This is a genomic window from Curtobacterium sp. 22159 (genome assembly GCF_052045775.1).
Lineage (GTDB): Bacteria > Actinomycetota > Actinomycetes > Actinomycetales > Microbacteriaceae > Curtobacterium.
Genome location: NZ_JBQEPN010000010.1, coordinates 30893 through 57640, shown reverse-complemented (window position 1 = coordinate 57640; position 26748 = coordinate 30893). Strand labels below are relative to the sequence as shown.

Annotated in this window: 21 protein-coding genes and 1 pseudogene; 18 read left to right on the top strand and 4 right to left on the bottom strand. The window is 71.2% G+C overall.

Annotated features, from left to right (window positions below; all coding sequences use genetic code 11):
• Positions 1-20: 20 nt before the first annotated feature.
• Positions 21-152, top strand: a complete 132-nt coding sequence (locus ACTJKO_RS12535) for a hypothetical protein (protein WP_440689163.1) — start codon at positions 21-23, stop codon at positions 150-152.
• 129 nt (positions 153-281) lie between these two features.
• On the opposite strand, the pseudogene ACTJKO_RS12530 reads toward ACTJKO_RS12535, so the two are convergent.
• Positions 282-2009: pseudogene (locus tag ACTJKO_RS12530) on the bottom strand (AMP-dependent synthetase/ligase); the annotation flags it as partial.
• A gap of 150 nt (positions 2010-2159) precedes the next feature.
• Here ACTJKO_RS12530 and ACTJKO_RS12525 point away from each other — a divergent pair.
• The 3 genes from ACTJKO_RS12525 to ACTJKO_RS12515 all read left to right on the top strand — a co-directional run bounded on the left by ACTJKO_RS12525 (position 2160) and on the right by ACTJKO_RS12515 (position 5343).
• Positions 2160-3113, top strand: a complete 954-nt coding sequence (locus ACTJKO_RS12525; RefSeq protein ID WP_440689161.1) for an ROK family glucokinase — start codon at positions 2160-2162, stop codon at positions 3111-3113.
• A gap of 31 nt (positions 3114-3144) precedes the next feature.
• Positions 3145-3885, top strand: a complete 741-nt coding sequence (locus ACTJKO_RS12520) for a lysophospholipid acyltransferase family protein (protein ID WP_440689159.1) — start codon at positions 3145-3147, stop codon at positions 3883-3885.
• Positions 3886-3999: 114 nt separating this feature from the next.
• Positions 4000-5343 carry a class II 3-deoxy-7-phosphoheptulonate synthase gene (locus tag ACTJKO_RS12515; RefSeq protein ID WP_440689362.1) on the top strand — a complete coding sequence of 448 codons (1344 nt, stop codon included), beginning with the start codon at positions 4000-4002 and terminating at the stop codon, positions 5341-5343.
• Positions 5344-5882: 539 nt separating this feature from the next.
• Here ACTJKO_RS12515 and pknB read toward each other — a convergent pair.
• Together pknB and ACTJKO_RS12505 are read right to left on the bottom strand one after the other, a co-directional pair.
• Positions 5883-7895: a Stk1 family PASTA domain-containing Ser/Thr kinase gene (pknB, locus tag ACTJKO_RS12510; protein ID WP_440689157.1), complete on the bottom strand. Its 2013-nt coding sequence runs from the start codon at positions 7893-7895 to the stop codon at positions 5883-5885.
• 202 nt (positions 7896-8097) lie between these two features.
• Positions 8098-9318 carry a LysM peptidoglycan-binding domain-containing protein gene (locus tag ACTJKO_RS12505; RefSeq protein ID WP_440689155.1) on the bottom strand — a complete coding sequence of 407 codons (1221 nt, stop codon included), beginning with the start codon at positions 9316-9318 and terminating at the stop codon, positions 8098-8100.
• Positions 9319-9488: 170 nt separating this feature from the next.
• On the opposite strand from ACTJKO_RS12505, the gene ACTJKO_RS12500 reads away from it, so the two are divergent.
• The gene (locus ACTJKO_RS12500) at positions 9489-9845 is read left to right on the top strand and encodes an Rv2175c family DNA-binding protein (protein WP_440689153.1); all 357 of its coding nucleotides are present in this window, start codon (positions 9489-9491) and stop codon (positions 9843-9845) included.
• 63 nt (positions 9846-9908) lie between these two features.
• Here the strand turns inward: ACTJKO_RS12500 and ACTJKO_RS12495 are convergent, their stop codons facing one another.
• Positions 9909-11027: a polyprenyl synthetase family protein gene (locus ACTJKO_RS12495; protein ID WP_440689151.1), complete on the bottom strand. Its 1119-nt coding sequence runs from the start codon at positions 11025-11027 to the stop codon at positions 9909-9911.
• Between the two features lie 83 nt (positions 11028-11110).
• On the opposite strand from ACTJKO_RS12495, the gene ACTJKO_RS12490 reads away from it, so the two are divergent.
• From ACTJKO_RS12490 to ACTJKO_RS12430, 13 genes are all read left to right on the top strand, one after another.
• Positions 11111-11503 (top strand): DUF3040 domain-containing protein, encoded by a 393-nt coding sequence (locus tag ACTJKO_RS12490; RefSeq protein ID WP_440689149.1) that lies wholly within the window; start codon positions 11111-11113, stop codon positions 11501-11503.
• Between the two features lie 354 nt (positions 11504-11857).
• A complete protein-coding gene (gene mraZ / locus ACTJKO_RS12485) occupies positions 11858-12289 on the top strand; it encodes a division/cell wall cluster transcriptional repressor MraZ (RefSeq protein WP_440689147.1) in 432 nt (143 codons plus the stop codon).
• A 106-nt stretch (positions 12290-12395) separates the two neighbouring features.
• Positions 12396-13355: a 16S rRNA (cytosine(1402)-N(4))-methyltransferase RsmH gene (rsmH, locus tag ACTJKO_RS12480; protein ID WP_440689145.1), complete on the top strand. Its 960-nt coding sequence runs from the start codon at positions 12396-12398 to the stop codon at positions 13353-13355.
• 1 nt (position 13356) lies between these two features.
• Positions 13357-14007 carry a hypothetical protein gene (locus tag ACTJKO_RS12475; RefSeq protein WP_440689143.1) on the top strand — a complete coding sequence of 217 codons (651 nt, stop codon included), beginning with the start codon at positions 13357-13359 and terminating at the stop codon, positions 14005-14007.
• Between the two features lie 50 nt (positions 14008-14057).
• Complete coding sequence (locus tag ACTJKO_RS12470) at positions 14058-15827, top strand: peptidoglycan D,D-transpeptidase FtsI family protein (protein ID WP_440689141.1); 1770 nt, start codon at positions 14058-14060, stop codon at positions 15825-15827.
• A gap of 14 nt (positions 15828-15841) precedes the next feature.
• Positions 15842-17467, top strand: a complete 1626-nt coding sequence (locus ACTJKO_RS12465; RefSeq protein WP_440689139.1) for a Mur ligase family protein — start codon at positions 15842-15844, stop codon at positions 17465-17467.
• On the top strand, positions 17464-18936 hold the full coding sequence (locus ACTJKO_RS12460) for a UDP-N-acetylmuramoyl-tripeptide--D-alanyl-D-alanine ligase (RefSeq protein ID WP_440689137.1): 1473 nt from the start codon (positions 17464-17466) through the stop codon (positions 18934-18936). Before ACTJKO_RS12465 ends, ACTJKO_RS12460 begins: the two co-directional genes overlap by 4 nt.
• Positions 18933-20036 carry a phospho-N-acetylmuramoyl-pentapeptide-transferase gene (gene mraY / locus ACTJKO_RS12455; RefSeq protein WP_440689135.1) on the top strand — a complete coding sequence of 368 codons (1104 nt, stop codon included), beginning with the start codon at positions 18933-18935 and terminating at the stop codon, positions 20034-20036. Before ACTJKO_RS12460 ends, mraY begins: the two co-directional genes overlap by 4 nt.
• Entirely contained in the window at positions 20026-21558 is a 1533-nt protein-coding gene (gene murD / locus ACTJKO_RS12450; protein ID WP_440689133.1) for a UDP-N-acetylmuramoyl-L-alanine--D-glutamate ligase, read from the top strand. The genes mraY and murD overlap by 11 nt, the downstream gene beginning before the upstream one ends.
• The gene (ftsW, locus tag ACTJKO_RS12445; protein WP_440689131.1) at positions 21521-22798 is read left to right on the top strand and encodes a putative lipid II flippase FtsW; all 1278 of its coding nucleotides are present in this window, start codon (positions 21521-21523) and stop codon (positions 22796-22798) included. Before murD ends, ftsW begins: the two co-directional genes overlap by 38 nt.
• The gene (murG, locus tag ACTJKO_RS12440; RefSeq protein WP_440689129.1) at positions 22795-23892 is read left to right on the top strand and encodes an undecaprenyldiphospho-muramoylpentapeptide beta-N-acetylglucosaminyltransferase; all 1098 of its coding nucleotides are present in this window, start codon (positions 22795-22797) and stop codon (positions 23890-23892) included. Before ftsW ends, murG begins: the two co-directional genes overlap by 4 nt.
• Positions 23889-25292 carry a UDP-N-acetylmuramate--L-alanine ligase gene (murC, locus tag ACTJKO_RS12435; RefSeq protein ID WP_440689127.1) on the top strand — a complete coding sequence of 468 codons (1404 nt, stop codon included), beginning with the start codon at positions 23889-23891 and terminating at the stop codon, positions 25290-25292. The genes murG and murC overlap by 4 nt, the downstream gene beginning before the upstream one ends.
• Entirely contained in the window at positions 25289-26617 is a 1329-nt protein-coding gene (locus ACTJKO_RS12430; protein WP_440689125.1) for an FtsQ-type POTRA domain-containing protein, read from the top strand. The genes murC and ACTJKO_RS12430 overlap by 4 nt, the downstream gene beginning before the upstream one ends.
• Positions 26618-26748: the final 131 nt, after the last annotated feature.

Here is a 26748-nt window from a genome sequence, read left to right as displayed (position 1 = left end):
CCACACCCCCAGGACCCGCGATGACCATCCAGAACGACGAGCTCAGCTCGCACCGCACCCGCACGAACCGCCGCCCGTCGGAGGCCCCGGCGACCACCTCCTCGACTGCCGTCCTGGACGCCCCGGACGCGGAGCAGCCGCAGGAGCGCTGACCCGGCGGCAGCGGTTCGCGCCCCGCGCGCAGGCTGACGCACAGGAGGCGCGGTGGTCTGGACCTTCGACCCCGAGTAGATGTGCTCCACGTCGGCGGCGAAGTCGCGGAGGATCACCGGACGTTTGATCGTGAGCTTCGGCGTGAGGTGACCGGACGCCTCCGTGAGCTCGGTGTCGAGGATGGTGAACGACCGCACCGACTCGGCGCGGGAGACGCGCTGGTTGGCCGCGTCGATCGCCTCCTGGACGGCCTGGTGCACGCGTTCGTCGTACGCGGCCTCGTGCGGCGAGAGCGCGGGGGAGATGCCGCGCGACTCGCACCAGCCGGCGAGCATCTCGCGGTCGAGCGTGACGAGCGCTGCGACGAACGGCTTGCCCTCGCCGACCACGACGACCTGGCCGACGAGCGGGTGCTCGCGGATGCCGTCCTCCAGCGGCGCCGGTGCGACGTTCTTGCCGCTCGCCGTCACGATGAGCTCCTTCGCACGACCGGTCACCGTGAGGACGCCGTCCGCGTCCAGACGGCCGAGGTCGCCCGTGCGGAACCAGCCGTCGAGGAGGGCCTTCTCGGTCGCCTCCTCGTTGTGCCAGTACCGGTCGAAGACGTCGACGCCGCGGATGAGGATCTCGTCGTCGTCGGCGATCCGGATCTCGACGCCGGGCAGTGCGCGGCCGACGCTCCCGATGCTGAGCTCGCCGGCGCGGTTCACGGTCGCCGGTGCGGTCGTCTCGGTGAGCCCGTAGCCCTCGAGGATGAGCACCCCGATCGAGCGGAAGAAGTGGGACAGGCGGGGCGACAGCGGCGCCGAGCCGCTGACGGCGTACCGGACTCGGCCGCCCATCGCGTCGCGGAGCTTGGCGTACACGAGCTTGTCGAACAGCTTGAAGCGCAGCGCGAGGCCGAACGGCACCCTGCCGGCGGTGAGGGCCTCGGAGTGGGCGACCGCGGTGCGGGCGGCAGCGCGGAACACCCGGCCGTTGCCGGCGAGGTCGGCCTTCTGCTCGGCCGAGTTGTAGATCTTCTCGAACACCCGCGGGACCGCGAGCAGGAACGACGGCTTGAACGTCGAGACCGCGTGCATGAGGTCCTTCGTGTCCGGCTCGTGGCCGACGAGCACCCCGGCGGAGACGCTCATCGCCGCGATGAAGCGCGCGAACACGTGGGCCATCGGGATGAACAGCAGCGTGGAGGCGTCGTCGGCGACGACCTCGGGCATCGCCTCGGACGCGCCCTCGACGGTCGCCGTGAAGTTGTCGTGCCGCAGCACGCACCCCTTCGGCCGACCGGTGGTGCCCGACGTGTAGATGATCGTCGCGTCGTCGTGGCCGTGCACGTCGGCCGTGCGGGCGTCGAGCTCGGCGTCCGTGACGTCCTCGCCCAGCCGCGTGAGGTCGTCGAGGCCGCCGCCGTCGATCGTCCAGTGCTGGCCGAGGTGCGGCAGGTCCGGCGCGATCGACGCGACGCGGCGTGCGTGCTCCTCCTGCTCGACGACGATGGCGACCGCCTCGGAGTCCGACAGGATCCAGCGCACCTGGTCGGGGGAGCTGGTCTCGTAGACCGGGACGGACACGAGTCCGGCGGTCCAGATCGCGAAGTCGACGAGCGTCCACTCCAGGCGCGTCCGCGAGAGGATCGCGACGTGCGCACCGGGCGCGAGACCGGCGGCGATGAAACCCTTCGCGATGCCGCGGACCCGTGCGAGGGTCTCGCCGGCGGTGATCGGCGTCCAGGTGTCACCGTGCCGTTCCGCGAGGATCGGGCGGTCCGGCGTCTTCCGCGCCCGCTCCGAGAGCAGGCGTGCGGCGGAGCCGTGGTCGGGTGCGGTGATGGAGGTTGGGTGCCGCTGATCGTTCACGGTGACTCCCTTGTCGGCCGGTTCGAATCGAGTGTGCCTCAGCGTCGAGGCGACACCGTCAGCATATGACGACTTCCCCGGCGTTCCGTGTGCGGACCGTCGTCACCGCGCGTTCCGCGTGGTCGCGGCGAACCGGTAGGCTCGATGTTCGTGCACGCCATCGGAATCGACATCGGGGGCACCAAGATCGCGGGAGCGGTCGTCACGGAACTGGGCGAGATCCTCGCCGAGGACCGGGTGGCCACGAACGCTGCGGACCCGGACGCCATGCTCGACGACGTCGTCGCGATGGTCTCGCGACTGCGGACCTCCCACGACGTCAGCGCCGTCGGCGTCGCCGCCCCGGGCTTCATCGACGCCTCGCAGTCGATCGTCTACTACACGCCGAACATCCGGTGGCGGAACGAACCGCTCCGGCAGAAGCTCCAGCAGCGGATCGGCGACCTGCACATCACCGTCGACAACGACGCGAACGCCGCGGGGTGGGCCGAGTTCCGGTTCGGCGCCGGACGGCTCGTGTCCGACATGACCATGCTGACGATCGGCACCGGCGTCGGCGGAGCGATCGTGACCGAGGACCGCCTGTTCCGCGGCGGGTTCGGCACCGGCGGCGAGATCGGGCACCTGCGGATCGTCCCGAACGGCCTGCCCTGCGGGTGCGGCGCCCGCGGCTGCATCGAGCAGTACGGCTCGGGTCGTGCGCTGCAGCGGATGGCGAACGACGTCGCGGACGCCGGCGGCATCGGCCAGGCGCTGGCGGACGCGCGTGCCGACAACGGCGGACAGCTCGACGGCGCCATCGTCGGCGACCTGATCCTCGCCGACGACCCGGGTGCCCTCGCGGCGCTGCGTCGCCTCGGCCGCCACCTCGGCGAGGCGTGCGCGTCCCTGTCCGCGGTGCTCGACCCGCAGCTGTTCGTGTTCGGCGGCGGCGTCGCGAGCGCGGGGGACCGACTGCTCGACCCGATCAAGCAGGCGTACCTGTCGAACCTGCCGGCGCGCGGCTACCACCCGGAGCCCGACTTCGTCATCGCCGAACTGGTCAACGACGCCGGCGTGGTCGGCGCAGCGGACCTGGCACGGATCCACGCCCGTACGGCGTAGCGTCGGGCACCTCACTGTCTCGGAGTCGTCGATGACCTACTGGCTGCTGAAGAACTTCCTGCTCGGTCCGCTCATCCTCACGCTCTTCCGGCCGTGGGTGGTCGGACGCGAGAACGTCCCCACCAAGGGGCCGGTGATCTTCGCGTCGAACCACATCTCGTTCATCGACTCCGTTATCCTGCCCGCCGTGCTCGACCGTCGGGTGTCGTTCCTCGCCAAGAGCGACTACTTCACCGGTCGAGGGCTGAAGGGCTGGGCGACGAAGACGTTCTTCAACGCCATCGGCCAGCTGCCGATCGACCGCTCCGGCGGCAAGGCGTCCGAGGCGTCGCTCCGGGCCGGGCTCCAGGTGCTGGCGCGGGGCGAGCAGCTCGGCATCTACCCCGAGGGCACCCGCAGCCCGGACGGCAAGCTCTACCGCGGGCGGACCGGCATCGCCCGGATGATCCTCGAGGGCCGCGTCACCGTCGTCCCCGTCGCCATGGTCGGCACGCGCGAGGTCCAGCAGATCGGGCAGCGCATCCCGAAGTTCAAGCGCGTCGGTGTCGTCTTCGGCAAGCCGCTCGACTTCTCGCGCTTCGAGGGGCTGGAGACGGACCGCTTCATCCTCCGCAGCGTCACCGACGAGGTCATGCACGAGCTGGCCGGTCTGAGCCGCCAGGAGTACGTCGACGTGTACGCGACGAGCGTCAAGGAACGTGCGAGCACCGCCCGCGAGCAGGTCCTCCGGGGCAAGGTCACACGGAATGGGCGCGGCACGTCCGCACGTTAGGATTCGATGGTCCCGGCAACCCGCCGGTACGGCCCTCGTGGCCCTCTCCACCAGAACACCGAGGTAACGCCCTTGTTCGAGTCGACCGACTTCGTCGCCCTGCAGGATCCGGACGTGATCGAGGGCCTCGACTACTGGCGGACGCTCCCGATCAAGCAGCAGCCGACGTGGCCGGACCCCGCCGCTGCCGAGGCAGCCTCGGCGGAGATCGCCACGCTGCCCCCGCTCGTGTTCGCCGGCGAGGTCGACAAGCTCCGCGAGCGGCTCGCCCAGGCAGCCCAGGGGCGTGCTTTCCTGCTCCAGGGCGGTGACTGCGCCGAGACCTTCGCCGGTGCCACCGCCGACTCGATCCGCGACCGCGTGAAGACGATCCTCCAGATGGCCGTCGTGCTGACGTACGGTGCCTCGATGCCCGTCATCAAGATGGGCCGGATGGCGGGTCAGTTCGCCAAGCCCCGCTCGAGCGACTTCGAGACGCGCGGCGATGTCACGCTGCCGGCCTACCGCGGCGACATCGTGAACGGCTACGACTTCACCCCGGAGAGCCGCCAGGCCGACCCCCGCCGCCTCGTGCAGGGGTACCACACGGCTGCCTCCACCCTGAACCTCGTCCGTGCCTTCACCCAGGGGGGCTTCGCCGACCTGCGCCAGGTGCACTCCTGGAACAAGGGCTTCGCGTCGAACCCGGCGAACGCCCGGTACGAGCACCTCGCGAAGGAGATCGACCGTGCGATCCGGTTCATGGACGCCTGCGGAGCGGACTTCGACGAGCTGAAGCACGTCGAGTTCTACGCCTCGCACGAGGGCCTGCTCATGGACTACGAGCGACCGATGACCCGCATCGACTCGCGGTCCGGTCTGGCGTACGACACCTCCGGGCACTTCATCTGGATCGGTGAGCGCACCCGTGACATCGACGGCGCACACGTCGACTTCCTGTCGCGCGTCCGCAACCCGATCGGCGTGAAGCTCGGCCCGACCACCTCGGTCGACGACATGAAGGCCCTGGTCGACAAGCTCGACCCGAACCGCGAGCCCGGTCGCCTCACGTTCATCACCCGCATGGGCGCCGGAAAGATCCGCGACGAGCTCCCGAAGCTCCTCGAGGCCATCAAGGGCATGGACGCGAACCCGCTCTGGGTCACCGACCCGATGCACGGCAACGGCCTGACCACCCCCACCGGGTACAAGACGCGCCGCTTCGACGACGTCGTGGACGAGGTCCTCGGGTTCTTCGAGGCCCACCGCGAGGTCGGCACCTACCCGGGCGGCATGCACGTCGAGCTCACCGGCGACGACGTCACGGAGTGCCTGGGCGGCTCCGAGCAGATCGACGAGGCCACGCTGGCGACCCGCTACGAGTCCCTGTGCGACCCGCGGCTGAACCACATGCAGTCGCTCGAGCTGGCGTTCCTCGTCGCGGAGGAGCTGAGCGCGCACCCGCACGTGCGCGCGTAGCGCGGCGCCGCCAGGCGCCGCGAGACTCGCGTCTGGCGACACTTCTCGCGCGCGGAGGCGCGAGAACTGTCGCGCAGGCCGAGACTCGCCGCGTGGGCACGCCTCGGAGACGCGACTTCACGCGCTGGCCGACAGTTCACGGCCCGCCGGCCGCGTGAACTGTCGCTCAGCGCGAAAGGTCGGACGGCCTCGCGCCGCCGGCCCGCCGGGGCCCCGTGAGACTCGCGTCAGTCCTCGCGCGCACAGGCACGAGAACTGTCGCGCACGCCGAGGCTCGCGGCACGGGCGGCCGGGAGGCGCGGTGCGGGCTGGCACCGCGCCTCCCGTCCGACAGGGCGGCGCGACTTCACGCGCCGACGGACAGTTCACGGCCTGCCGGCCGCGTGAACTGTCGCCCAGCGCGAAACGACGGCTGGCCTCGCGCCTCCCGCCAGCCGTGGCGCCGCGAGACTCGGGTCAGGCGACACTCCTCGCGCGCGGGGGTGCGAGGAGTGTCGCGTGGGCCGAGACTCGCCCCCGGCGCCGCCCCGCGCAGCGCGCTACTGCTCGTAGGCCAGCGTCACGGTGTCGCCCCGGTGCACGGTGCTGCCCGCCGCGGGGTCGGTGCCGGACACCGGCAGCGAGGACTTCCAGTCGTAGAAGCCGCACAGGATGTTCGTGCAGTCGGGCACGGACACCTTGAGCCCGAGCGCGTCGAGCGTGGAGGTCGCCTCGTTGATCGTCTTGCCGTGCACGTCGGGCAGCGTGATGGGTGCCGGGCCCTTCGACACGACCACGTCGACCGCGGTGCCCTTCACCGCCGGGTCGTCGTGGGCCTTGGCGGAGATGATCTGCCCCTCGGGCACCTCGTCGCTGTACTTGCCGTCCTGCGAACCGAGCGTGAGGTCGACCGCGTCGAGGGCAGCGGTCGCCTCGTCGACGGTCTTGCCGACGACGTCGGGGACGGGGCCGAGCGACACGGTGAGCGTGACGGGGCCGCGCTGGCCGTAGGCCTTCACGGTGCTGAGGTCGATCGAGTTGCCGTCGGTGCCGAGGCCGGTGGCCGCGACGACGGTGTCCTTCGGTGCCTTGTCCGAGAACTGGTACTGGTCGTCCTGCAGGGCGAAGTCGTGGTCGAGTGCCGCCGTGACGGTGGAGACCGGCTGGCCGACGATCGCCGGCAGGGTGATCATCCGCGGTCCGTTCGACACGATGATCTGCACCGAGGTGCCCTTGCGGACCTCGCGCTTCGCGGCGGGTTTCGTCGTGGAGACCTCGCCCTTCGCGATGACGGCGTCGAAGCGGGTCGCGGTGGCGGAGGCCGTGTGGAGCCCCTGCGCCTCGAGCAGCTGCCGTGCCTGGGACACCGACTTGCCGGCGACCTCGGGGATGCGCACGTTGCCCCACGGACCGGGGCCGAGCGCCCAACCGACGCCGGCACCGATGGCGATGAGGACGAGCACGACGCCGAACACGATCCAGCCGCGCTTCCGGCGCTTCGCGGACTTGTCGGCGAGGCGCTGTCCGGCGGGGGAGAGCGCCCCGGGCTGCGATCCGGTCCGTCGGGGGCCCGGCGTGTTGCGGCCGGCGCGGGGTGCCTGACGCTGGGGCGTCGGGTCGAGGATGGTGGTCGCGTCGCCCGAGTCGGCGGACGAGGGCGTGGCAGCGCCGGCCGGGAGGACCGCGGTCGCGTTCTCGGGGCGGAGCACGGCCGTCCGGTACTGGCCGGTGGCGCGCTGCTGGTTGCCGGCCATGTGGTCGAGCATCTCGCGGGCGTCGCGCGGCCGGTCGTCCGGGTTCCGGGCGGTGGCCCACGCGACGAGGTCGTCGAGTTCCGGCGGGACGCCCGGCACGGCGGCGCTCGGCGCGGGGACCGAGTCGTTCGCGTGCTGGTACGCGATCTGCATGGGCTGGTCGCCCTTGTACGGCTGCTCGCCGGTGAGCATCTCGTAGAGCATGATGCCGAGCGCGTAGATGTCGCTGCGGGAGTCGGCGGCGCCGCGCGTGACGAGCTCGGGGGAGAGGTACGCGATCGTGCCGAGGAGCGCTGCCCCGGTCGCGGTGTTCGCCGTGGTGGCCCGTGCGAGCCCGAAGTCACCGAGCTTGATCCGGCCGTCGTCGGCGAGCAGGACGTTCTCGGGCTTGAGGTCTCGGTGCACGATGCCGGCCCGGTGTGCGGACGCGAGACCGGCGAGCACGGCGCGCAGGATGTCGGTGGCCTGCTCGGGCGTGAGGGCGTGGTGCTCCTGCAGGAGGTCCCGGAGCGTGATGCCCGGGATGTACTCCATCACGATGTAGGCCGTGTCGTCCTCGGCGCCCTGGTCGTACACGCCGACGAGGTTGGGGTGGGAGAGCCGGGCGGCGGAGCGGGCCTCTTGGATGAAGCGTTCCCGGAAGGCCTGGTCGTCGGCGAGGTGGCCGTGCATGATCTTGATCGCGACGCGGCGCTCGAGACGCACGTCCGTCGCGAGGTACACCGTCGCCATGCCCCCGCGCGCGATGCGGGAGCGCACGCGGTACCGGTGATCGATCATGCGACCGATCATCGGGTCCGTTGCGGCGTTGGTGGTCATCGGCGGCATTCTACGAATCGGGGCTGCACGGACCCGCACTGACGCACCGGCCGTGACCGAATCTCGATCTTGCGGATGACTCGACTCCGCCGCACGGACAGTCGACGGACCGCGCACGCGCGATCACGCCCGCCCGTGCACGCGCCCACGCCCGTCTCAGCGACGCCCCCCGCGTCCACGCTCCGTCCCCCGCCCGTCGCCGTCAGAGCGATGCGAGCAGGTGCCGCGCCGTCGTCTCCCACTGCGCGTACGCCTTCGGGTACGCGGAGACCTGCACGGACTGCGCCGCCGAGGTGACGCTCATCGAGGACCACCCGGCGATGTCGAGCAGCCCGCGGGTGTGGCCGGGGTTGCCCGTGAAGAAGCGCTTCGCGGCGGTGGCCGGGTCCCGCAGCGACTCGGCGGAGCCCCAGCCCTGGCTCGGGCGCTGCTGGAACAGCCCGACCGAGTCACGGTCGCCGTGTGACAGGTTGCGCAGGCTCGACTCCTGCATCGCGGCGGCGAGGGCGACCACGATGCCGCGGTCCGGCACACCGAGCGAGCGGCCCACCGCCACGATCGTGGCCGCGTTGCCCCGCTGCTCGGCGGAGAGCGAGGGCCCGGAGGACGGCAGGACGAGCGTCTTGCCCGCGTAGATCGTGCTCGTGTACGTGAGGCCGTTCGCGGAGAGCAGGGCGGACACGGACACGCCGTGCCCGGCCGCGATGGAGGCGATGGTGTCGCCGGTGCCGATCGTCACGGTCCCGGTGCGGGTGGACGCGGCCGAGGTCCGCGCGGGGGTGACCGTCGACACGGGAGCGGCCGACGCGGCCCCCGTCGCTCCGGGCACGCGCAGCGTCTGGCCGGGGTAGATGACCGACCGCTTGGACAGCTTGTTGGCACTGAGCAGTGCCGTGGTGGACACACCGACGCGGGACGCGATGCCCGACACCGTGTCGCCCTGCTTGACGTGGTAGCTGCCGGTGGTCGACGTGGTCGAACTCCTCGTCGCCGCGGCGGTCGTGACGGCCGGGGTCGACGCGAGGTGGAGCGTCTGGCCCGGGTGGATGATCGTGTTCCAGCCGAGGCCGTTGCGCACGAGGACCTCCTGCGCGGAGAGGCCGAAGCGGGCGGCGATGCCCGAGACGGTGTCCCCCTGGCGCACGGTGTAGGTCGTGGGGGCCTTCGTGACCGCGGCGACGGTGCGCACGGTGGTCTGCGACGGCCGGGCGACCGCGGTGCCGAACACGGGACGGTCCCCGACGTTGCGGTCCTGGTCGACGTGGCGCTTGTTGGCGTTGTCGTCCTCGTGGTGGGGTTCGGCGTGGGCGACCGGGCCGGTCAGGCCGGCGGTCACGGCGATCGTCCCCGCGAGGACGATCGGCATGGTCGCGAACCGAGCGGAACGGTTGCGCCGCGCGGCTTCGTCTGCAGCGTTGTCCACGGGATTCTCCTGTCCTTGCGGTCGACCGTGCGCGCGTGCGCACTCACAGGTACTGCCACGCTGGCATGGCGTGATTCCCAAGTCAACCAGAGAGTCGGATGTTGCGCATGTGACCGATGTGACGAACGAGACGGTGTGCGGCGCTCGGCCCCTCTGGCAACATGGGGCCTGTGAGTGCTGCACCCATCGACGACACGACCCTTTCCGAGCGATGGCTGACCGTCCCCGACCTGGTGGAACTCATCGGGGTGACCCCCGGTCGCATCCACCGCCTCTTCGAGCAGAAGACGCTGCTGCCGGCGCGCGTCGACGGCGTGCTCCGCGTGCCGATCGAGTTCCTCGACGGCGCCGAGCCGCTGCCCGAGCTGCGCGGCACGCTCATCGTGCTCTCGGACAACGGGTTCAGCGACGACGAGGCCGTGCGCTGGATGCTCTCGGTCGACGACGCGATCGGCACGTCGCCGATCGCCGCGCTGCGCGCCGGCCGCAAGGCCGAGGTGCGTCGCGTCGCCCAGTCCCTGCTGTAGACGGTCGACGCCGTCGGACGGGAGGCGCGGTGCGGGCCCGCCCCGCGCCTCCAGTAGGGACCGTCAGGCGACGCGACGGCTGACCGTGTCCGCCAGCGCGACCAGCTGCTCGCGGGCGGAGGGGGTGAGCGGCGCCGCCTCGATCGCGGCCTTCGCGCGCTGTACGTGCCGGTCGATAGAACGCTCGACCGCGGCGACCGCGCCGGACTCGGTGAGGGTCGCACGGAGCATCTGCACCTGCGCCTCGTCGAGGTCGGGGTCGCCCAGGAGCTCGTCGAGGAGCTGCCGCGGTCCGCTCGGCAGCGCCTTGCGCGCCGATGCGATGAGGACGGTGCGCTTGCCTTCGCGGAGGTCGTCCCCGGCGGGCTTGCCGGTGACCTCGGGGTCGCCGAACACCCCGAGCACGTCGTCGCGGAGCTGGTAGGCCACGCCCAGGGGGAGTCCGAACGCCCGGAGCCCCTCGAGCTGGGCGTCGGATGCTCCGGCGACGAGCGCGCCGATGACGAGCGGTGCCTCGACCGAGTACTTCGCGGACTTGAAGACGATGACGCGCTGCGCACGGACGAGGTGTTCGGACTCGTCGATCGACGGCCAGGCGGTCTCCTCGTGCACGTCGAGGTACTGCCCCGCCGTGACGTCGAGCCGCATGGTGTGGAACTCCTGCCGGACGATGCGGGCCCGGGCGGGATCGAGGAGTGCGAGCCCCTCGTCGAACACGGCGTCGCTCAGGGACAGCAGCAGGTCGCCGAGCAGGAGTGCGGCGTTCGTGCCGTACAGCGCCCGGTCGCCGACCCAGCCGGACTCCTCGTGCAGGGACTCGAACCGACGGTGGGCCGCCGGACGGCCCCGACGGGTGTCCGACCGGTCCATGATGTCGTCGTGGACGAGGGCTGCCGCGTGGAAGACCTCGAGCGCGGCCGCGACCGTGACGATGGCCTCGGCCGTGGTCTGCCGGGACCCCTCGGCCAGCGGGTCGAACGAGCCCGAACGCCCGGCGACGGACTGCCATCCCCAGTAGCAGAACAGCGCCCGGAAACGCTTGCCGCCGGACAGGAGGTCACGGGCGTACGTGTCGAACGGAGCGAGGTCCGGACTGATCGCGGCGAGACGCTCGCGCTGCTCGTCGAGCGCCCGATCGATCCGCGCCGACACGAGGTCCACTAATCGCGTACTCTCAGCCACACTCCCTACCCTAGTGGAGCGGTCGGGTCGTAGACTCGGTCCACCTCAACCACGCGTCGATCCCAGGAACAGAGGGAACAAAGATGCCACTCTCGGAGCAAGAGCAGCGACTCCTCGAAGAGATGGAGCGGAGCCTCTACCAGAACGACTCCGACTTCGTGGCGCGCGTCACACGCCGCCAGGGTCGCCCGACCTACACGTCGATCACGCTCGGGGTCCTCGGTGCTCTCGTGGGCGTCGCCGTGGTCATCCTCGGACTGGTGTTCAAGGCGCCGGTCATCGGGATCGTCGGCTTCGTGGTGATGCTCGCCGGCGTCCTGTTCGCGCTGCGGCCGGGCCTGCGAGCGCCCAAGGCGAAGACGCCCCGCACCGGTCGGTCGTCGACCGGCGGAGCATCGCGTCCGGGTGCCGGTGGCGGCTCCTTCATGGACCGCATGAACGACCGCTGGGACAAGCGGAACGACCAGCAGGGCTAGACACCCTCCACACTCCTCCACACGGGGCCGGTCCTTCGGGGCCGGCCCCGTTGTCGTGTGCCCGGAGGCGGACAGGAGGCGCGGAGCGGGGCCGCACCGCGCCTCCCGTGCCTCGACGCGCGCCCGTGACGCGCTGGGCCTGTGGAAGTCCTCCACTTTCCTCCACGTGCCCCACTTCCCTCCACGCCCCCGTGTTTCCGGGCTTGTGAGGCTGCGCCGTCGGCAGATCTGGGCCTGGACGTGCCCCAAAACGGGTCACGTGGGCGTTTCCGGGAGGGTTTTCCTGGGCCAGGGGAGGGGAGTGGAGTAAAGTGGGGCACACAACGGTCCGGTGGAGCGGAGGGGAGGCCCGACGTGCTGCTCGGTACCCATGCCCCGAAGCTCGACGAGAAGGGTCGCGTGATCCTCCCCGCCAAGTTCCGGGACGAACTGTCCGGGGGGCTCGTGATGACCCGCGGGCAGGAGCGCTGCGTCGTCGTCTTCAGCGCGGAGACGTTCGAGCAACTGCACGAACGGATCCGCACCGCTCCGATGACCTCGAAGCGCACCCGGGACTACATGCGCCTGTTCCTCTCCGGAGCGAGCGCAGAGCAGCCCGACAAGCAGAACCGCGTCACGATCCCGCAGAACCTCCGCGAGTACGCGGGGCTCGAGCGGGACCTGACGGTCATCGGCAGCGGTGACCGTGCCGAGATCTGGTCCACCCCCGCGTGGGAGGCCTACTACGCCGAGGTCGAAGAGGGCTTCGCCGACAACGACGAGGAGGTGATCCCGGGCATCTTCTGATCCGCGGATCGGGACTCCCAGCCGTGAAGCCCTGACACACCTTCCCCGGTGTCAGGTCGCATGGATGGGGATCCGGACCCGTGGCCCAGGAGACGAGGGGCTGCACATGGCCGACGACGAGACCCCGAGGTTCCCCCACACGCCGGTGATGCTCGAACGCATCGTGGACCTCTTCACGCCCACGCTCGACGGACCGGGCAAGGTCGTGGTCGACGCGACGCTCGGGATGGGCGGCCACTCCGAAGGGCTGCTCGAGCGCTTCCCGGAGCTGACGCTCATCGGACTCGACCGCGACACCGACGCGCTCGGCATCGCGGGGGAGCGCCTCGCCCGCTTCGGCGACCGCGTGCGGCTCGTGCACACCGTGTACGACGGCATCGCGGACGCCATCTCGGGCGAGGGCTTCGACGAGGTGGACGGCGTGCTCTTCGACCTCGGTGTCAGCTCGCTGCAGCTCGACCGAGCCGAGCGCGGCTTCGCGTACAGCCAGGACGCACCGCTCGACATGCGGATGGACCGCACCGAGGGGCAGACGGCCGCCGACGTGCTCGCCACCTACGACGAGGGCGAGCTGCGCCGGATCTTCCAGCGCTACGGCGAGGAGAAGCTCGCCGGACGCTACGCCCGCGCCATCGTCGAGCGCCGCGCCGAGCGGCCGTTCGCGATGTCGGGCGACCTCGTGCAGGTGCTCCACGACGCCACCCCCGTCGCGATCCAGCGCCAGGGGCACCCCGCCAAGCGCGTCTTCCAGGCGCTCCGGATCGAGGTCAACGCCGAGCTGAGCGTCCTCGAGCGGGCGATCCCGGCGGCGCTGGACGCGATCGCGGTCGGCGGCCGGATCGTCGTCGAGTCGTACCAGTCGCTCGAGGACCGCATCGTCAAGCGCGCCCTCGCCGAGCGCACGAAGTCGAGTGCGCCGGCCGGGCTGCCGGTCGAGCTGCCCGAGCACGCCCCCACCTACGCCCTGATCGTCAAGGGCGCGGAACTGGCCGACGAGGCCGAACGCGCCGCCAACCCACGAGCAACCCCCGTGCGCCTGCGCGCGGCCGAGCGGATCCGGAAGTGACATGAGCACGAACCTCGCACTCGTCGACCCCGCCGTCGTCCCGTCCCGTGCCCCGCGACCGACGCGGGAACGGCCCGAGCTCGTCGAGGTCACCCCGACCAAGGCCCAGCGCCGCGCTCGTCCCCGCATCGCCTACGCGGTGGTGGCGGTCGCCGCGCTCGGCATCCTGCTCCTGGCGCAGCTCGGCATCAGCATGGTGCTCAGCCAGGGCGCGTACACGCTCGACTCCCTGAGCGCCGAGCAGACGAACCTCGCGCGGACCCAGCAGTCGCTGTCGGAGCGGCTGCGGGTGCTGGACTCGCCGCAGAACCTGGCGCGCAACGCCCAGTCGCTCGGGATGATCGCGAACACGACGCCGGTGTACCTCGACCCGAAGACCGGTCGGGTGTACGGCACGCCGAAGCCCGCCGTGGCGGACCAGGCCACGGCGAGCACCGAGAACCAGGTGCCGAACTCGCTGCTGGACGGCGTGCCGCTCGCCGCCTCGCAGGGCGACACGTCCACCAGCAAGGAGAGCGGCTCGACGACGGGCAGTGACGCGAAGTCCGCCGACGCTGGGAAGACCACAGGCGCCAGCGCGTCGGACGGGGCATCCCCGAAGGCCGACGTAGAGTCCGACCCGAACCAGCTCCAGGCACCCGCCACCCGGTGACCTGCGGGTCGGGACACCCCTGACGCACCACCCGGGAAGGACCGCACCGCGTGACGAAGTCGACCCGCAGCCGACGACTGCGCTACAGCGTCGTGATGATCGCCGTGATCGCCCTCGTGGCGGTGTTCGTGATCCGCCTCGTCGACATCCAGGTCGTCCAGGCAGCCTCGCTCAACGAGCTCTCGAAGGAGAAGCGGAGCATCCCGGTCACGATCTACGGGACGCGCGGTTCCATCGTCGACCGCAACGGCACGGAACTGGCCGACAGCGTCACCCGGTACAACATCACCACCGCCCCGCGCCTGGTGAAGGACTTCGAGGGAAAGCTCGGCGGGACGCGCGTCAAGGACGTCACCGTCGACCAGGCGCTCACCGCCCTGGCGAAGGCGTCCGGCGGTGACGTCGCCACCATGCGGAAGAACATCGCCGCCAACCCGAAGTCGGACTTCGCCTACCTGGTGAAGGGTCTCGACGTGCAGCACTACGAGGCGGTGACGGCGCTCGGCATCCCGTGGATCTACAAGGAGCAGCAGGCCTCCCGCGTGTACCCGACGGGTGCGGCCACGGGCAACCTCACCGGCTTCATGGGGACGGACGGCGCCCAGGCCGGACTCGAGTACGCGTACGACCAGTGCCTGGCGGGCTCGAACGGCTCCCAGACGTACGAACGCGGCTCCGACGGGGTCCAGCTCCCCGGCAGCACCGTGACGACGAAGCAGGCCAAGGACGGCGGCACGCTCGAGACCACGATCGACAGCGACCTGCAGTACATGGCGGACCAGACGATCGCGTCCGCGGCGAAGCAGCTGCAGGCGGAGTCCGCGACCGCGACCGTCACGAACGTGAAGACCGGCGAGCTCCTCGCCGTGGCGGACTACCCGACCGTCGACCCGAACAACGTGGACGCCACGACGGACAAGGGTGCATTCGGCTCGCGGGCGCTGACCGCCACCTACGAGCCCGGGTCCACGATCAAGGCCGCGATCGCCGCCGCGCTCATCGACCAGGGCAGGTCGAGCCCCACGGACCAGGCCGTCGTGCCGTACTCGCGCACCTTCCCCTGGGGCGGCACGATCCACGACTCCGAGTTCCACCAGACCGAGAACCTCACGCTGACCGGCATCCTCCGCGACTCGTCGAACGTCGGCATCACCGAGCTCGGCGCCCGCCTGACCGCGCAGCAGCGGTACGACTACATGAAGAAGTTCGGGCTGTTCGAGCCCGAGTCGGCCATCGACTACCCGGGGCAGCCGTCGATGGACTACGGCACCAGCCCGAAGTGGGACGACCAGACGAACATCAACTCGATGTTCGGTCAGGGCATCTCGACGACGGCGATCCAGGTCGCGAGCATCTACCAGACGCTGGCGAACGACGGTGTCCGGATCCCGCTGCACTTCGTCAAGGGCTGCAAGACGGCCGACGGCAAGACGATCGACGCGCCCGACGTGCAGGGCACGCGTGTCGTGTCGGCGAACGCGGCGACGCAGGTGACGGACATGCTGCAGAGCGTGGTCACCGGCGGCACGTTGGTCGGCATGCAGCCGATCTCGGGCTACAACATCGCCGCGAAGACGGGTACCGCCGAGGTTGCCGAGGGGTCGAAGGGCTACGGCTCGCAGCGCATCACGTCGGTGGCCGGAATGGCACCCGCCGAGGACCCCCAGTATGTTGTCACGGTGACGTTCACGAAGCCGCAGGCCAACAAGTGGTCCAGTGGAGCGGCTCCGGCGTTCCGCACTCTCATGTCCCAGGTGCTCGAGAAGTACCGAGTAGCCCCCTCCACGACGCAGGCGAAGACCTACCCGTCCACGTGGTGAGGAAGAAGGAGCACTTGTCCGCACGGATCCCCCCGGTCCTCCGACCCGAACACCCGACCCCGAGGCCCGTGGCCGAACTCGCCAACGCGTTCGGTCTGCGTGTCGTCGGCTCGGTCGACGCCGTCGAGACGACCGGTGTCACCCTGAGCGCCGCCGAAGTGCAGCCGGGTGACCTCTTCGTCGGCGTGCACGGTGCGAACCGGCACGGCGCGGAGTTCTCGGCCGAGGCCGCGGAACGCGGTGCCGTCGCCGTCCTGACCGACGCCGACGGTGTCGACGCCGCGACCGCGGCGGGGCTCCCGGTGCTCGTGGTGGACGACCCCCGGGCCGCGCTCGGCGACGTCTCGGCATGGGTGTACCGCACGCACCCCGACGAGGCCACCGACCTGCCACAGCTCTTCGCCGTCACCGGGACGAACGGCAAGACGAGCACGTCGTACATCCTCGAGGGCATCCTCAAGCAGCTCGGCCTCGTGTCCGGCCTCAGCTCGACCGCGGAGCGCCACATCGGCACCCTCAGCGTGACCAGCCGGCTCACCACGCCCGAGGCCAGCGAGATGCACGCGCTCCTCGCCCGGATGCGCGAGAGCGAGGTCCGCGCCGTCGCCGTCGAGGTCAGCGCGCAGGCGCTCAGCCGCCACCGCGTCGACGGCATCGTGTTCGACGTCGCCGGGTTCACGAACCTGTCGCACGACCACCTCGACGACTACGCCGACATGGAGGAGTACTACCACGCGAAGCTCCCGCTGTTCGAGCCCGAGCACGCCCGACGCGGCGTCGTGTCGCTCGACACCGACTGGGGCCACCGCGTCGTGCAGGACTCCCGCATCCCGGTGACGACCATCACGGTCCACCCCGACGTCGAGGCGGAGTGGCACGTCGACATCGTCGAGGCGCACGCCGCCTACACCGAGTTCCGGCTCACCGGACCCGAGGGTCGGGAGCTCACCACCCGTGTGCCGCTCATCGGGTGGCACATGGCCGCGAACGCCGCGCTCGCGATCGTCATGCTCGTCGAGGGCGGCTTCGAGCTGGGCGCGATCGCCCAGGCCCTCGAGACGAACCACCGCCGGTACGCCGACGAGACCGACGGCCAGCCCGTCAGCGCCATCGAGTGCTACCTCCCGGGTCGGACCGAGCGCGTCTCCGGTGACCGTGGCCCCAGCGTCTACGTCGACTTCGGGCACAGTGCCGACGCGTTCGAGAACACCCTCGCCGCGGTGCGCCAGTTCACCCCGGGCCGGGTCCTCATGCTGTTCGGCGCCGACGGCGACCGCGACAAGACCAAGCGCGGCGACATGGCGCGGGTCGCGGCCGAGGGCTCCGACATCCTCGTGATCACCGACCACCACCCCCGCTTCGAGGACGCCGCGTCCATCCGCAAGACCCTCGTGGACGCCGCCCGCGCCGCGTACCCGGAGCACGAGCTCTACGAGGTCAGCCCGCCCGAGGCGGCGATCCGGAAGGCCGTGAGCCTGGTCGGCGAGGGGGACTCGATCCTCTGGGCCGGCCCGGGGCACCAGGACTACCGCGACATCCAGGGCGTCCGCACGCCGTACTCGGCCCGCGACGAAGCCCGTCAGGCGCTGCGCGAGGCCGGCTGGGAGCCCAACACCGGTCCCGCCGAGGAAGTCCGATGATCGCGCTGACCCTCGCCGAGATCGCCACCGCGGTCGACGGCGAGCTCATCGCCGGTGCCCAGGCGACGGACGTGGCGGACCAGGCCGACCTCGTGGTCGACGGCTCGGTCGAGACGGATTCCCGTCTGGTCCGCCCGGGCAGCGTCTTCTTCGCGCTCCCGGGCGAGGTCACCGACGGCCGACGGTTCGTCCCGGCGGCGACCGAGGCCGGTGCCGCGCTCGTCATCACGCCGGAGCGCGTCGAGACGACGGCCCCGCAGATCGTCGTCGCCGACGGGTACGCGGCCCTCGCCGCGCTCGCGCACGAGGTCGTCACCCGGGTCCGCATGTCGAGCGCCGACCGGGTCGACGCCGACGGGCGCCCGGCGCCGCTCCGGGTGGTCGGCATCACGGGGTCGAACGGCAAGACGAGCACGAAGAACATGCTCCGGACGATCCTCGAGCAGCACGGCGAGACCGTCGCGCCGCAGGGATCGTTCAACAACCACGTCGGCGCGCCGATCTCGATGCTCCGGATCACGCACGACACCCGCTTCCTGGTGGTCGAGATGGGTGCGAGCGGCAAGGGCCACATCGCCAAGCTCGTCTCCATCGCGGAGCCGGACGTCGGGGTGGTGCTCAAGGTCGGCCTCGCGCACGCCGGTGAGTTCGGCGGCATCGAGGCGACGCAGAAGGCCAAGTCCGAGATGGTCACGGACCTCCCGCCGACCGCGACCGCGCTCCTCAACGTCGACGACGACCGCGTCGCGTCGATGCGTGCACTCACGGCCGCGCGCGTGGTCGGGTTCGGCACGTCCGATGGGGCGGACTACCGCATCTCCGGCATCGCGACGGACCGGAGCGGCACCCGCTTCACGCTCACCGCGCCCGACGGTCCAGGAGGCGCGGAGCAGGTCGACGTGCGGCTCACCATCCTGGGCGAGCACCACGCGATGAACGCGTCCGCGGCGCTCACGGTGGCACACCTGTGGGGTGTGCCGCTCGCCACCGGCGCCGAGGCGCTCGCGTCGATGACGCGGGCCGAGCGCTGGCGCATGGAGCTCCTCCAGGGCGGCCCGGAGGGCGTGACGGTCATCAACGACGCGTACAACGCGTCGCCTGACTCCACCGCGGCCGCGCTGCGGACGCTCGCGCAGATCGTGCGTCCGGGGGAGCGCACCGTCGCGGTGCTCGGCGAGATGGCCGAGCTCGGCGAGTTCTCGACGGAGGAGCACGACCGCATCGGCCGGCTCGTCGTCCGTCTCGGCATCGGACAGCTCGTGGTCGTCGGCCGCGGCGCCCTGCCGATCCACCAGGCCGCCACCCTCGAGGGATCGTGGGACGGCGAGTCCGTGTACATCGAGGACGTCGACGACGCCGTCCGCTCACTGCAGGACATGCTCCGCCCCGGCGACGTGGTCCTCGTCAAGTCCTCGAAGTCCGCCGAACTGCGATTCCTCGGCGACCGCCTCGGAGGTGTCACCGAATGATCGCGCTCCTGATCGCCGGCGCCGTGTCGCTGGTGTTCACACTGCTGCTCACGCCCATGTTCATCAAGCTGTTCCACCGCCTCGGCTGGGGACAGTTCATCCGCGATGACGGCCCGCAGTCCCACCACACCAAGCGCGGCACGGCGACGATGGGCGGCATCGTCCTCATCATCGGCGCGGTGCTCGGCTACTTCGTCGGGCACCTGGTCGGTCGTGACTCGGTCACCCTGTCCGGCCTCCTCGTGCTGTTCCTCATGGTCGGGCTCGGCTTCGTCGGGTTCATCGACGACTTCCTCAAGGTCCGACGTCAGCGCAGTCTGGGGCTCGGCGGCTGGGCGAAGGTCCTCGGGCAGGTCATCGTCGGCGTGATCTTCGCCACGGTGGCGCTCGTCGTCCCGACGTCGAACGGCAAGCCGCCGGCGTCGACGATGATCTCCGCGATCCGCGACGTGCCGTGGCTCGACTTCATGGCACTCGGCACCGTGATCGGGACGATCCTGTTCCTGGCCTGGATCGTCCTGCTGACCGTCTCGACGTCGAACGGCGTGAACGTGGCGGACGGCCTCGACGGGCTGGCGACCGGGTCGAGCATCCTCGCGATCGGCTCGTACGTGATCATCGGCTTCTGGCAGTCGAACCAGATGTGCGGCGGGGCACGCCTCGACGCGAGCACCGAGCACGCCTGCTACACCGTGACGAACCCGCTCGACCTCGCCGTCGTCGCGGCCGCGGTCTGCGGCGGCCTCATCGGGTTCCTCTGGTACAACACCTCCCCGGCGCAGATCTTCCTCGGCGACACCGGCTCGCTCGGCCTCGGTGGCGCCCTCGCCGGCCTCGCGATCCTCAGCCGCACGGAGCTCCTGCTCATCGTCATCGGCGGCCTGTTCTTCATCGTCACCGGCTCGGTCATCCTGCAGCGGGCGTACTTCAAGATCACCCACGGCAAGCGCATCTTCCGGATGAGCCCCCTGCACCACCACTTCGAGCTGAAGGGGTGGGCCGAGGTGACGGTCGTCGTCCGGTTCTGGATCATCGCGGGGCTCTGCGTCGCGGCCGGCGTCGGACTCTTCTACCTGGAGTGGATCGCCCGTGTCGGCTGACCGTCTCGCCGCCCTGGACAGCTGGTACGCCGAGGGCTGGAAGGGACTGCGGGTCGCGGTGCTCGGGCTCGGCTCGACGGGGTTCTCGGTCGCCGACACCCTCGTGGAACTCGGCAGTGACGTGACGGTGTACGCGCCGGACGGCCCCGCCGACACCGTCGAACTCCTCGACGTGATCGGCGCCCGGTTCGAGCGCACGTCGCTCGACACCGTCCCGGCGGCCCTCGAGCAGCAGGCACCGGACGTCGTCGTCGTCTCGCCCGGGCTGCCGCCGCACAACGCCTCGGTCCGCTGGTCGGTCGAGCACAGCACGGTCTGGGGCGACATCGAGCTCGCCTGGCGTGTGCGCGACAAGGTCGTGCGCGGTCCGGTCGCCGCGCCGTGGGTGACCATCACGGGCACCAACGGCAAGACGACGACCACGCAGCTCACGACGGCGATGTTCGAGGCCGGTGGCCTCCGGGCGGTGTCGTGCGGCAACATCGGGGTCCCCGTGCTCGACGTCGTGCGCGACCCGGACGGGTTCGACGTCCTCGTCGTCGAACTCTCCAGCCACCAGCTGCACTACATGCCGACGACCGGCGACGGCGCCGTGGTGCCGCTCGCGAGCGCGTGCCTCAACATCGCCGACGACCACCTCGAGTGGCACGGTTCGGCGGAGGCGTACCGCGCGGCGAAGGCCAAGGTCTACGAGCGCACCGTCATGGCGTGCGTCTACAACGTCACCGACGAGGTCACCCGGCACATGGTCGAGGAGGCCGACGTCGTCGAGGGCTGCCGCGCCGTCGGGTTCACGCCCGGCATCCCGGCGCCCGGGGACGTCGGCGTGGTCGAGGACGTCCTCTGCGACCGGGCGTTCACCGAGGACCGCCGGAGCAGCGCGCTCGAACTCGCCACCGTCGCAGACCTCGAGGCCTCCGGGCTCGCCAGCCCGCACATGACGATGAACGTCCTCGCCGCAGCGGCCCTCGCCCGTGCCGCCTCGGTGCCGCCGAGCGCGATCCGGTCGGCGGTGCAGGGGTTCCGCGCGGACCACCACCGGACGGAGTTCGTCGCGAGCGCCGACGGCGTGACGTGGGTGGACGACTCCAAGGCGACGAACCCGCACGCGGCGACGGCGTCCCTGGGCGCCTTCGACAAGGTCGTCTGGATCGTCGGCGGCCTGTTCAAGGGCGTCGACATCGACGGGCTCGTCGAGCGGTTCGGCCCGGACGTCCGCGGCGTCGTGGTGATCGGGACGGATCGCGCCCCGGTGCTCGAGGCATTCGCGCGACACGCGCCCGGGGTGCCCGTCCTGCAGGTGGAAGCAGCGGACACTGATGGGGTCATGCCCGAGGCGGTCCGGCATGCCGCATCGGTCGCGAGACCGGGCGACACGGTCCTCCTCGCCCCGGCCGCCGCGTCGTTCGACCAGTTCGGCTCCTACGCGGACCGGGGCGAACGCTTCGCGGCAGCGGTCCACGAGCACCTGGGAGGCAACGCCGATGGCGACACCGACGGACTTCCCGGCGAACGGCCGTAGCGGCGGTCCGACGACCGCACGCCAGCCCGGCGGCAGCGTCCGGACGAACCGCCGGCACCACGGCGCCGTCGTCGCGGTGAAGAACGTGTTCGTCGCGGAGTCGAGCACGTTCTACACGATCCTCGGCGTGACCCTCTTCCTCGTCGTGTTCGGCGTCGTCATGGTCCTGTCGTCGTCGAGCGTCGAGCAGTACGCGGCGACGCACGACTTCTTCGGCGCCGCGTCCCGCCAGGGCCTGTACGCGGTCCTCGGTGTGCCGCTCATGCTCCTCGCGAGCCGCCTGCCCGCACGCTTCTGGCGCAGGTGGGCGATGTGGATCGTCGGCGTCGGACTCGTCGTGCAGGCACTCGTCGTCCTGACCCCGCTCGGCTACTCGATCCAGGGCAACCGGAACTGGATCCGCATCGGCTCGTTCACCGCGCAGCCGTCCGAGATCCTCAAGCTCGCGCTCGTGCTCGGCATCGGCGCGATCATGTACGTCAAGCGCGACAAGCTCGACGACTGGAAAGAGGTCTTCGTCCCGATCGGGATCGCGGCCCTCGGGTCGATCGGCCTCGTGCTCGTCGGCGGTGACCAGGGCACGGCGATGATCATGCTCATCCTGGTGTTCGGCGCGCTCTACGTCGGCGGGGCCCGCGCGAAGCACCTGCTCGTCGGGGTGGTCGGCCTCGGCGTGCTGCTGCCGTTCGTCACCATGGCCTCGAGCTCCCGGCAGTCCCGCATCAGCGCATGGCTCTCGGGCTGCTCGGACACGAGCCAGTACCAGGACCTCTGCTGGCAGCCGGTCCACGGCATGTGGGCGCTGGCGTCGGGCGGCGTGTTCGGCGTCGGCCTCGGCAACTCGAAGGCCAAGTGGTCCTGGCTGCCCGAGGCCGACAACGACTACATCTTCGCGATCATCGGCGAGGAGCTCGGCCTCGTCGGCGCCGTCGTCGTGCTCGCGCTCTTCGTGGTGCTCGCGATCAGCATGGTCAAGATCATCCGGCAGTCGGACGACCCGTTCGTCAAGACCGTCACCGGTGGCGTGCTCGCCTGGATCATCGGCCAGGCGCTCGTCAACATCGCCGTGGTCCTCGGTCTGCTGCCGGTCCTCGGCGTCCCCCTCCCACTCATCTCGGCAGGTGGCTCCGCGCTCATCATGACCCTCGTCGCCATCGGCGTCGTGCTGTCGTTCGCGCGTGAGCTCCCCGGCAAGAACGGCCCGACCGGCCGCAGCACCACGAACGGATCTCTCCGGTGAGCAAGTACCTCTTCGCCGGTGGCGGCACCGCCGGCCACGTCAACCCCCTGCTCGCGGTCGCGGACCGTCTGACCGAGCGCGAGCCGGACGCGGAGGTGCTCGTGCTGGGCACCGCCGAAGGACTGGAGTCCCGGCTCGTGCCGATGCGCGGCTACGAGCTGCTGACGATCCCGCGCCTGCCGTTCCCCCGGAAGCCGAACGCCGCCGCGCTCCGCTTCCCCGGCGCGTTCCTCCGAGCGGTGCAGCGCACCGAGCAGCTCATCCGCGAGCACGAGATCGAGGTCGTCCTCGGCGTCGGCGGGTACGCGGCCGCGCCGGCGTACATCGCCGCCCGACGCACCGGCACGCCGATCGTCGTGCACGAGCAGAACGCGAAGCCGGGGCTGGCGAACCGCCTGGCCGCCCTCCTCACCGACCACGTCGGCGTGACCTTCTCGAACACGCGCCTGCGCCACGGCCGGGTCGTCGGCATGCCGCTCCGTCGCGAGATCGAGACGCTGGACCGCCGTGCGAGCCGTGCCGAGGGGCTGGCCGAGTTCGGCCTCGACCCCGAGCGCCCGGTGCTCCTCGTGACCGGCGGCTCCTCGGGGGCTCGGAGCATCAACCGCACCGTGAACCGTTCGGCGGCGTCGATCGTCGGCGCGGGCTGGCAGGTCCTGCACGTCGTGGGCGCGAAGTCGGACATCGGCCCGGGCGACCTCGAGGGCTACCACGTGCTGCCCTACTGCGACCGGATGGACCTCGCCTACGCCGCGAGCGACTTCGTGGTCTCGCGCTCCGGTGCGGGCATGGTGTGCGAGCTCACCGCCGTGGGGCTGCCGAGCGTCCTGGTGCCGTACCCTGTCGGCAACGGCGAGCAGCGGCACAACGCGAAGGACGTCGTCGGCGCCGGGGGAGCGGTCCTCGTGGCGGACGCGGAATTCGACCAGGACTGGGTGACGTTCCAGCTCCTGAGCATCCTGCAGGACCGTGCCCGGATCGCGGACATGACGGTCCGTGCCGGCAGCGTCGGCCACCGCGACGGCGCCGACCGGATGACCGACCTCGTCCTCGACGCCGCGAAGCGCGCGAGCAGCACCACGGAGGAACCATGACCATCAAGCCGGACCTGACGCAGCCGATCCCGGACGACCTCGGCACGGTGCACTTCGTGGGCATCGGTGGCTCCGGCATGAGCGGGATCGCCCGGATGTTCCTCGCCGAGGGCCACCGCGTGACGGGCAGCGACTCGCGCGAGACGGCCACCACCGGGACCATGCGCGAGCTGGGTGCCGAGGTGCACATCGGGCACGACGCGGCGAACGTCGGCGACGCCGACACCGTGGTCGTGACGAGCGCGCTCTGGCCGGACAACCCGGAGCTGCTCGAGGCGGAACGCCGTGGCCTGCCGGTCCTGCACCGCTCCCAGGCCCTGGCCGCGCTCATCGCCGACCACCGCCTCGTCGCGGTCGCCGGCGCCCACGGCAAGACCACGTCGACCGGCATGATCATCACCGCGCTCGTCGAGCTCGGGCTCGACCCGAGCTTCGTCAACGGCGGTGTCATCCAGTCGCTCGGCACGAGCTCCGCTCCGGGGTCGAGCGACCTCTTCGTCGTCGAGGCGGACGAGTCGGACGGCTCGTTCCTGCTCTACGACGTCGCGGTGGCACTCGTCACGAACGTCGACGCGGACCACCTCGACCACTACGGCAGCGAGGAGGCCTTCATCGAGGCGTTCGTCGAGTTCGCCGCGAAGGCCTCCGAGCGGGTCGTCATCTCGAGCGACGACGCCGGCGCGAAGACGGTCACGGCCGGCATCCGGCAGCGTGCGGACGCTCCGGAGGTCGTGACCTTCGGCGAGGCCGTCGACGCCGACGTGCGCATCGAGGCGATCACCGAGTCCGCGGGCGTCGAGGTCGACTTCCGGTCCGGCGGCCAGGCGTACCACCTGACGCTCCGCGTGCCCGGGCGTCACAACGCGATCAACGCCGTCGGTGCCTTCGCCGTCCTGACCGGGCTCGGCGTCGCACCCGAGGACGCGATCCGCGGCATCGAGGCGTTCGGCGGCACGCAGCGCCGCTTCGAGCTCCACGGCGTCGAGCGGGGCGTCTCCGTCTACGACGACTACGCCCACCACCCGACCGAGGTCGCGGCCGCGCTCAAGGCGGCCCGGAACGTCGTCGGCGACGGCCGGATCATCGCCATCCACCAGCCGCACCTGTACTCCCGCACCCGGATGATGGCGGGCGACTTCGCGAAGGTCTACGAGGAGCTCGCCGACCACACCGTCGTGCTCGACGTGTACGGCGCGCGGGAGGACCCGGAACCCGGCGTCACCGGTGCCCTCGTCCAGGAGCGGTTCGCCGACCAGTCCCGTGTGGAGTTCCTGCCCGACTGGGCCGAGGCCTCCGCCCGGGCCGCCGCGGTCGCCCGCGAGGGGGACATCATCATGACCCTCAGCTGCGGCGACGTGTACCGGATCATCCCGCAGGTGCTCGAGGCGCTCGGCCGGTGAAGCGTCCCGAGGGCTTCGACGAGCGCCCGGCCCAGCCGGACGCCACGGCCGAGGACGCCCCGGCGCCGCGGCAGCGTCGTGGCCCGCGTCTGCCCCAGCGCTCCACGCGGCGGACGTCGGACGGCCTGGAGGCGCGGTCCGAGCCCGTCTCGTCGGCGCGCGACGACGACGCCCTCCCGTCGACCGCCGCTGCCCACCCCGCCACGGACGTCGCGCCGCCGCACGACGGGGTGCGCCGTCCGCAGGAGGGCGCGAACGCGAGCCAGCGCGAGCGCACGGGCGCCCTCGCCCGAGCAGCCGGGCGCCGTCTGGGCGCGGGCTGGTCGACGGTCGCCGACCGCCTGCGCGAGTACACCCCCGACGAGGACCACCCGGGGTCGCGGACGCGGTCCGACGCCCCGACGGACGCCGACCACGACGACCTGTACGGACCGGACCCGGACGTCACCGTCACCGACGTGCTCGAGCCGCACCGCGCCTCCCGTGGGGGCCTCGGCGACACGGACACGCACACCACGCCCATCGGCGCCGGTGTCCGCGCTGCGGAGACCGCGCGCGAGGCACGCGTGGCGAAGCGCCGCCGCAGGCTGCTGGAACGCGCGGAGGTGCGACGGTTCACCCGCCGGAGCCGACACCGTCGTGCGGCGTGGATCACCGCCGCGGGCATCGTCGTCGTGTTCGGCGTCTCGATCCTCGTCGCGGTGTTCTCGCCGCTCATGGCCCTGCAGACGATCGAGATCAAGGGCACGAACCGCGTCGACGAGACCCAGCTCCGCCAGGCGCTCTCGGACCAGATCGGGACGCCGCTCGCCCGGCTCGACTTCGGCGCGATCAAGCGTGACATCGCGGGCTTCCCGCTCATCGAGAGCTACGTCACCGAGGAGGCGCCGCCGCACACGCTCGTCGTCACCGTGACCGAGCGCACGCCCGTGGTGGCGGTCCGGTCCGGATCATCGTTCGACCTCGTCGACCCGGCCGGCATCGTCGTCCAGTCCTCGCCGAAGCAGCCGGCGAACATGCCCCTCGCGGACATCGGGCGGACGAAGCTCGGGTCACCGGTGTTCCGCACCATGACCGAGGTGGTCCTCGCGTTGCCGTCCACCGTGCGGGCGCAGGTGACCAGCGTCGCGGCGTCGACCTCGGACGACGTCACGCTGACCCTCAAGGACGGGTCGAGCGTCGTCTGGGGCAACCCGGAGCAGTCGGACGCGAAGGCCGCGCTGCTGGCGTCGCTCGTGAAGGACCACGCCGCGCGGAACCCCGGTGCGGTCGTCGAGTACGACGTCAGCGCGCCGGACAACGGGATCATCCGCGCCAAGTCGTAGTCCCGCGGCTGCTCCGTGATGGCGCCCGGTGGCAGAATTGCCGGACACGATCGGCGACACGCGGCGTGGCGGGGCGACACCGTACGGACGGCACCCGTAGCGTCGATGCGAGCACCACATCTACCAGCATT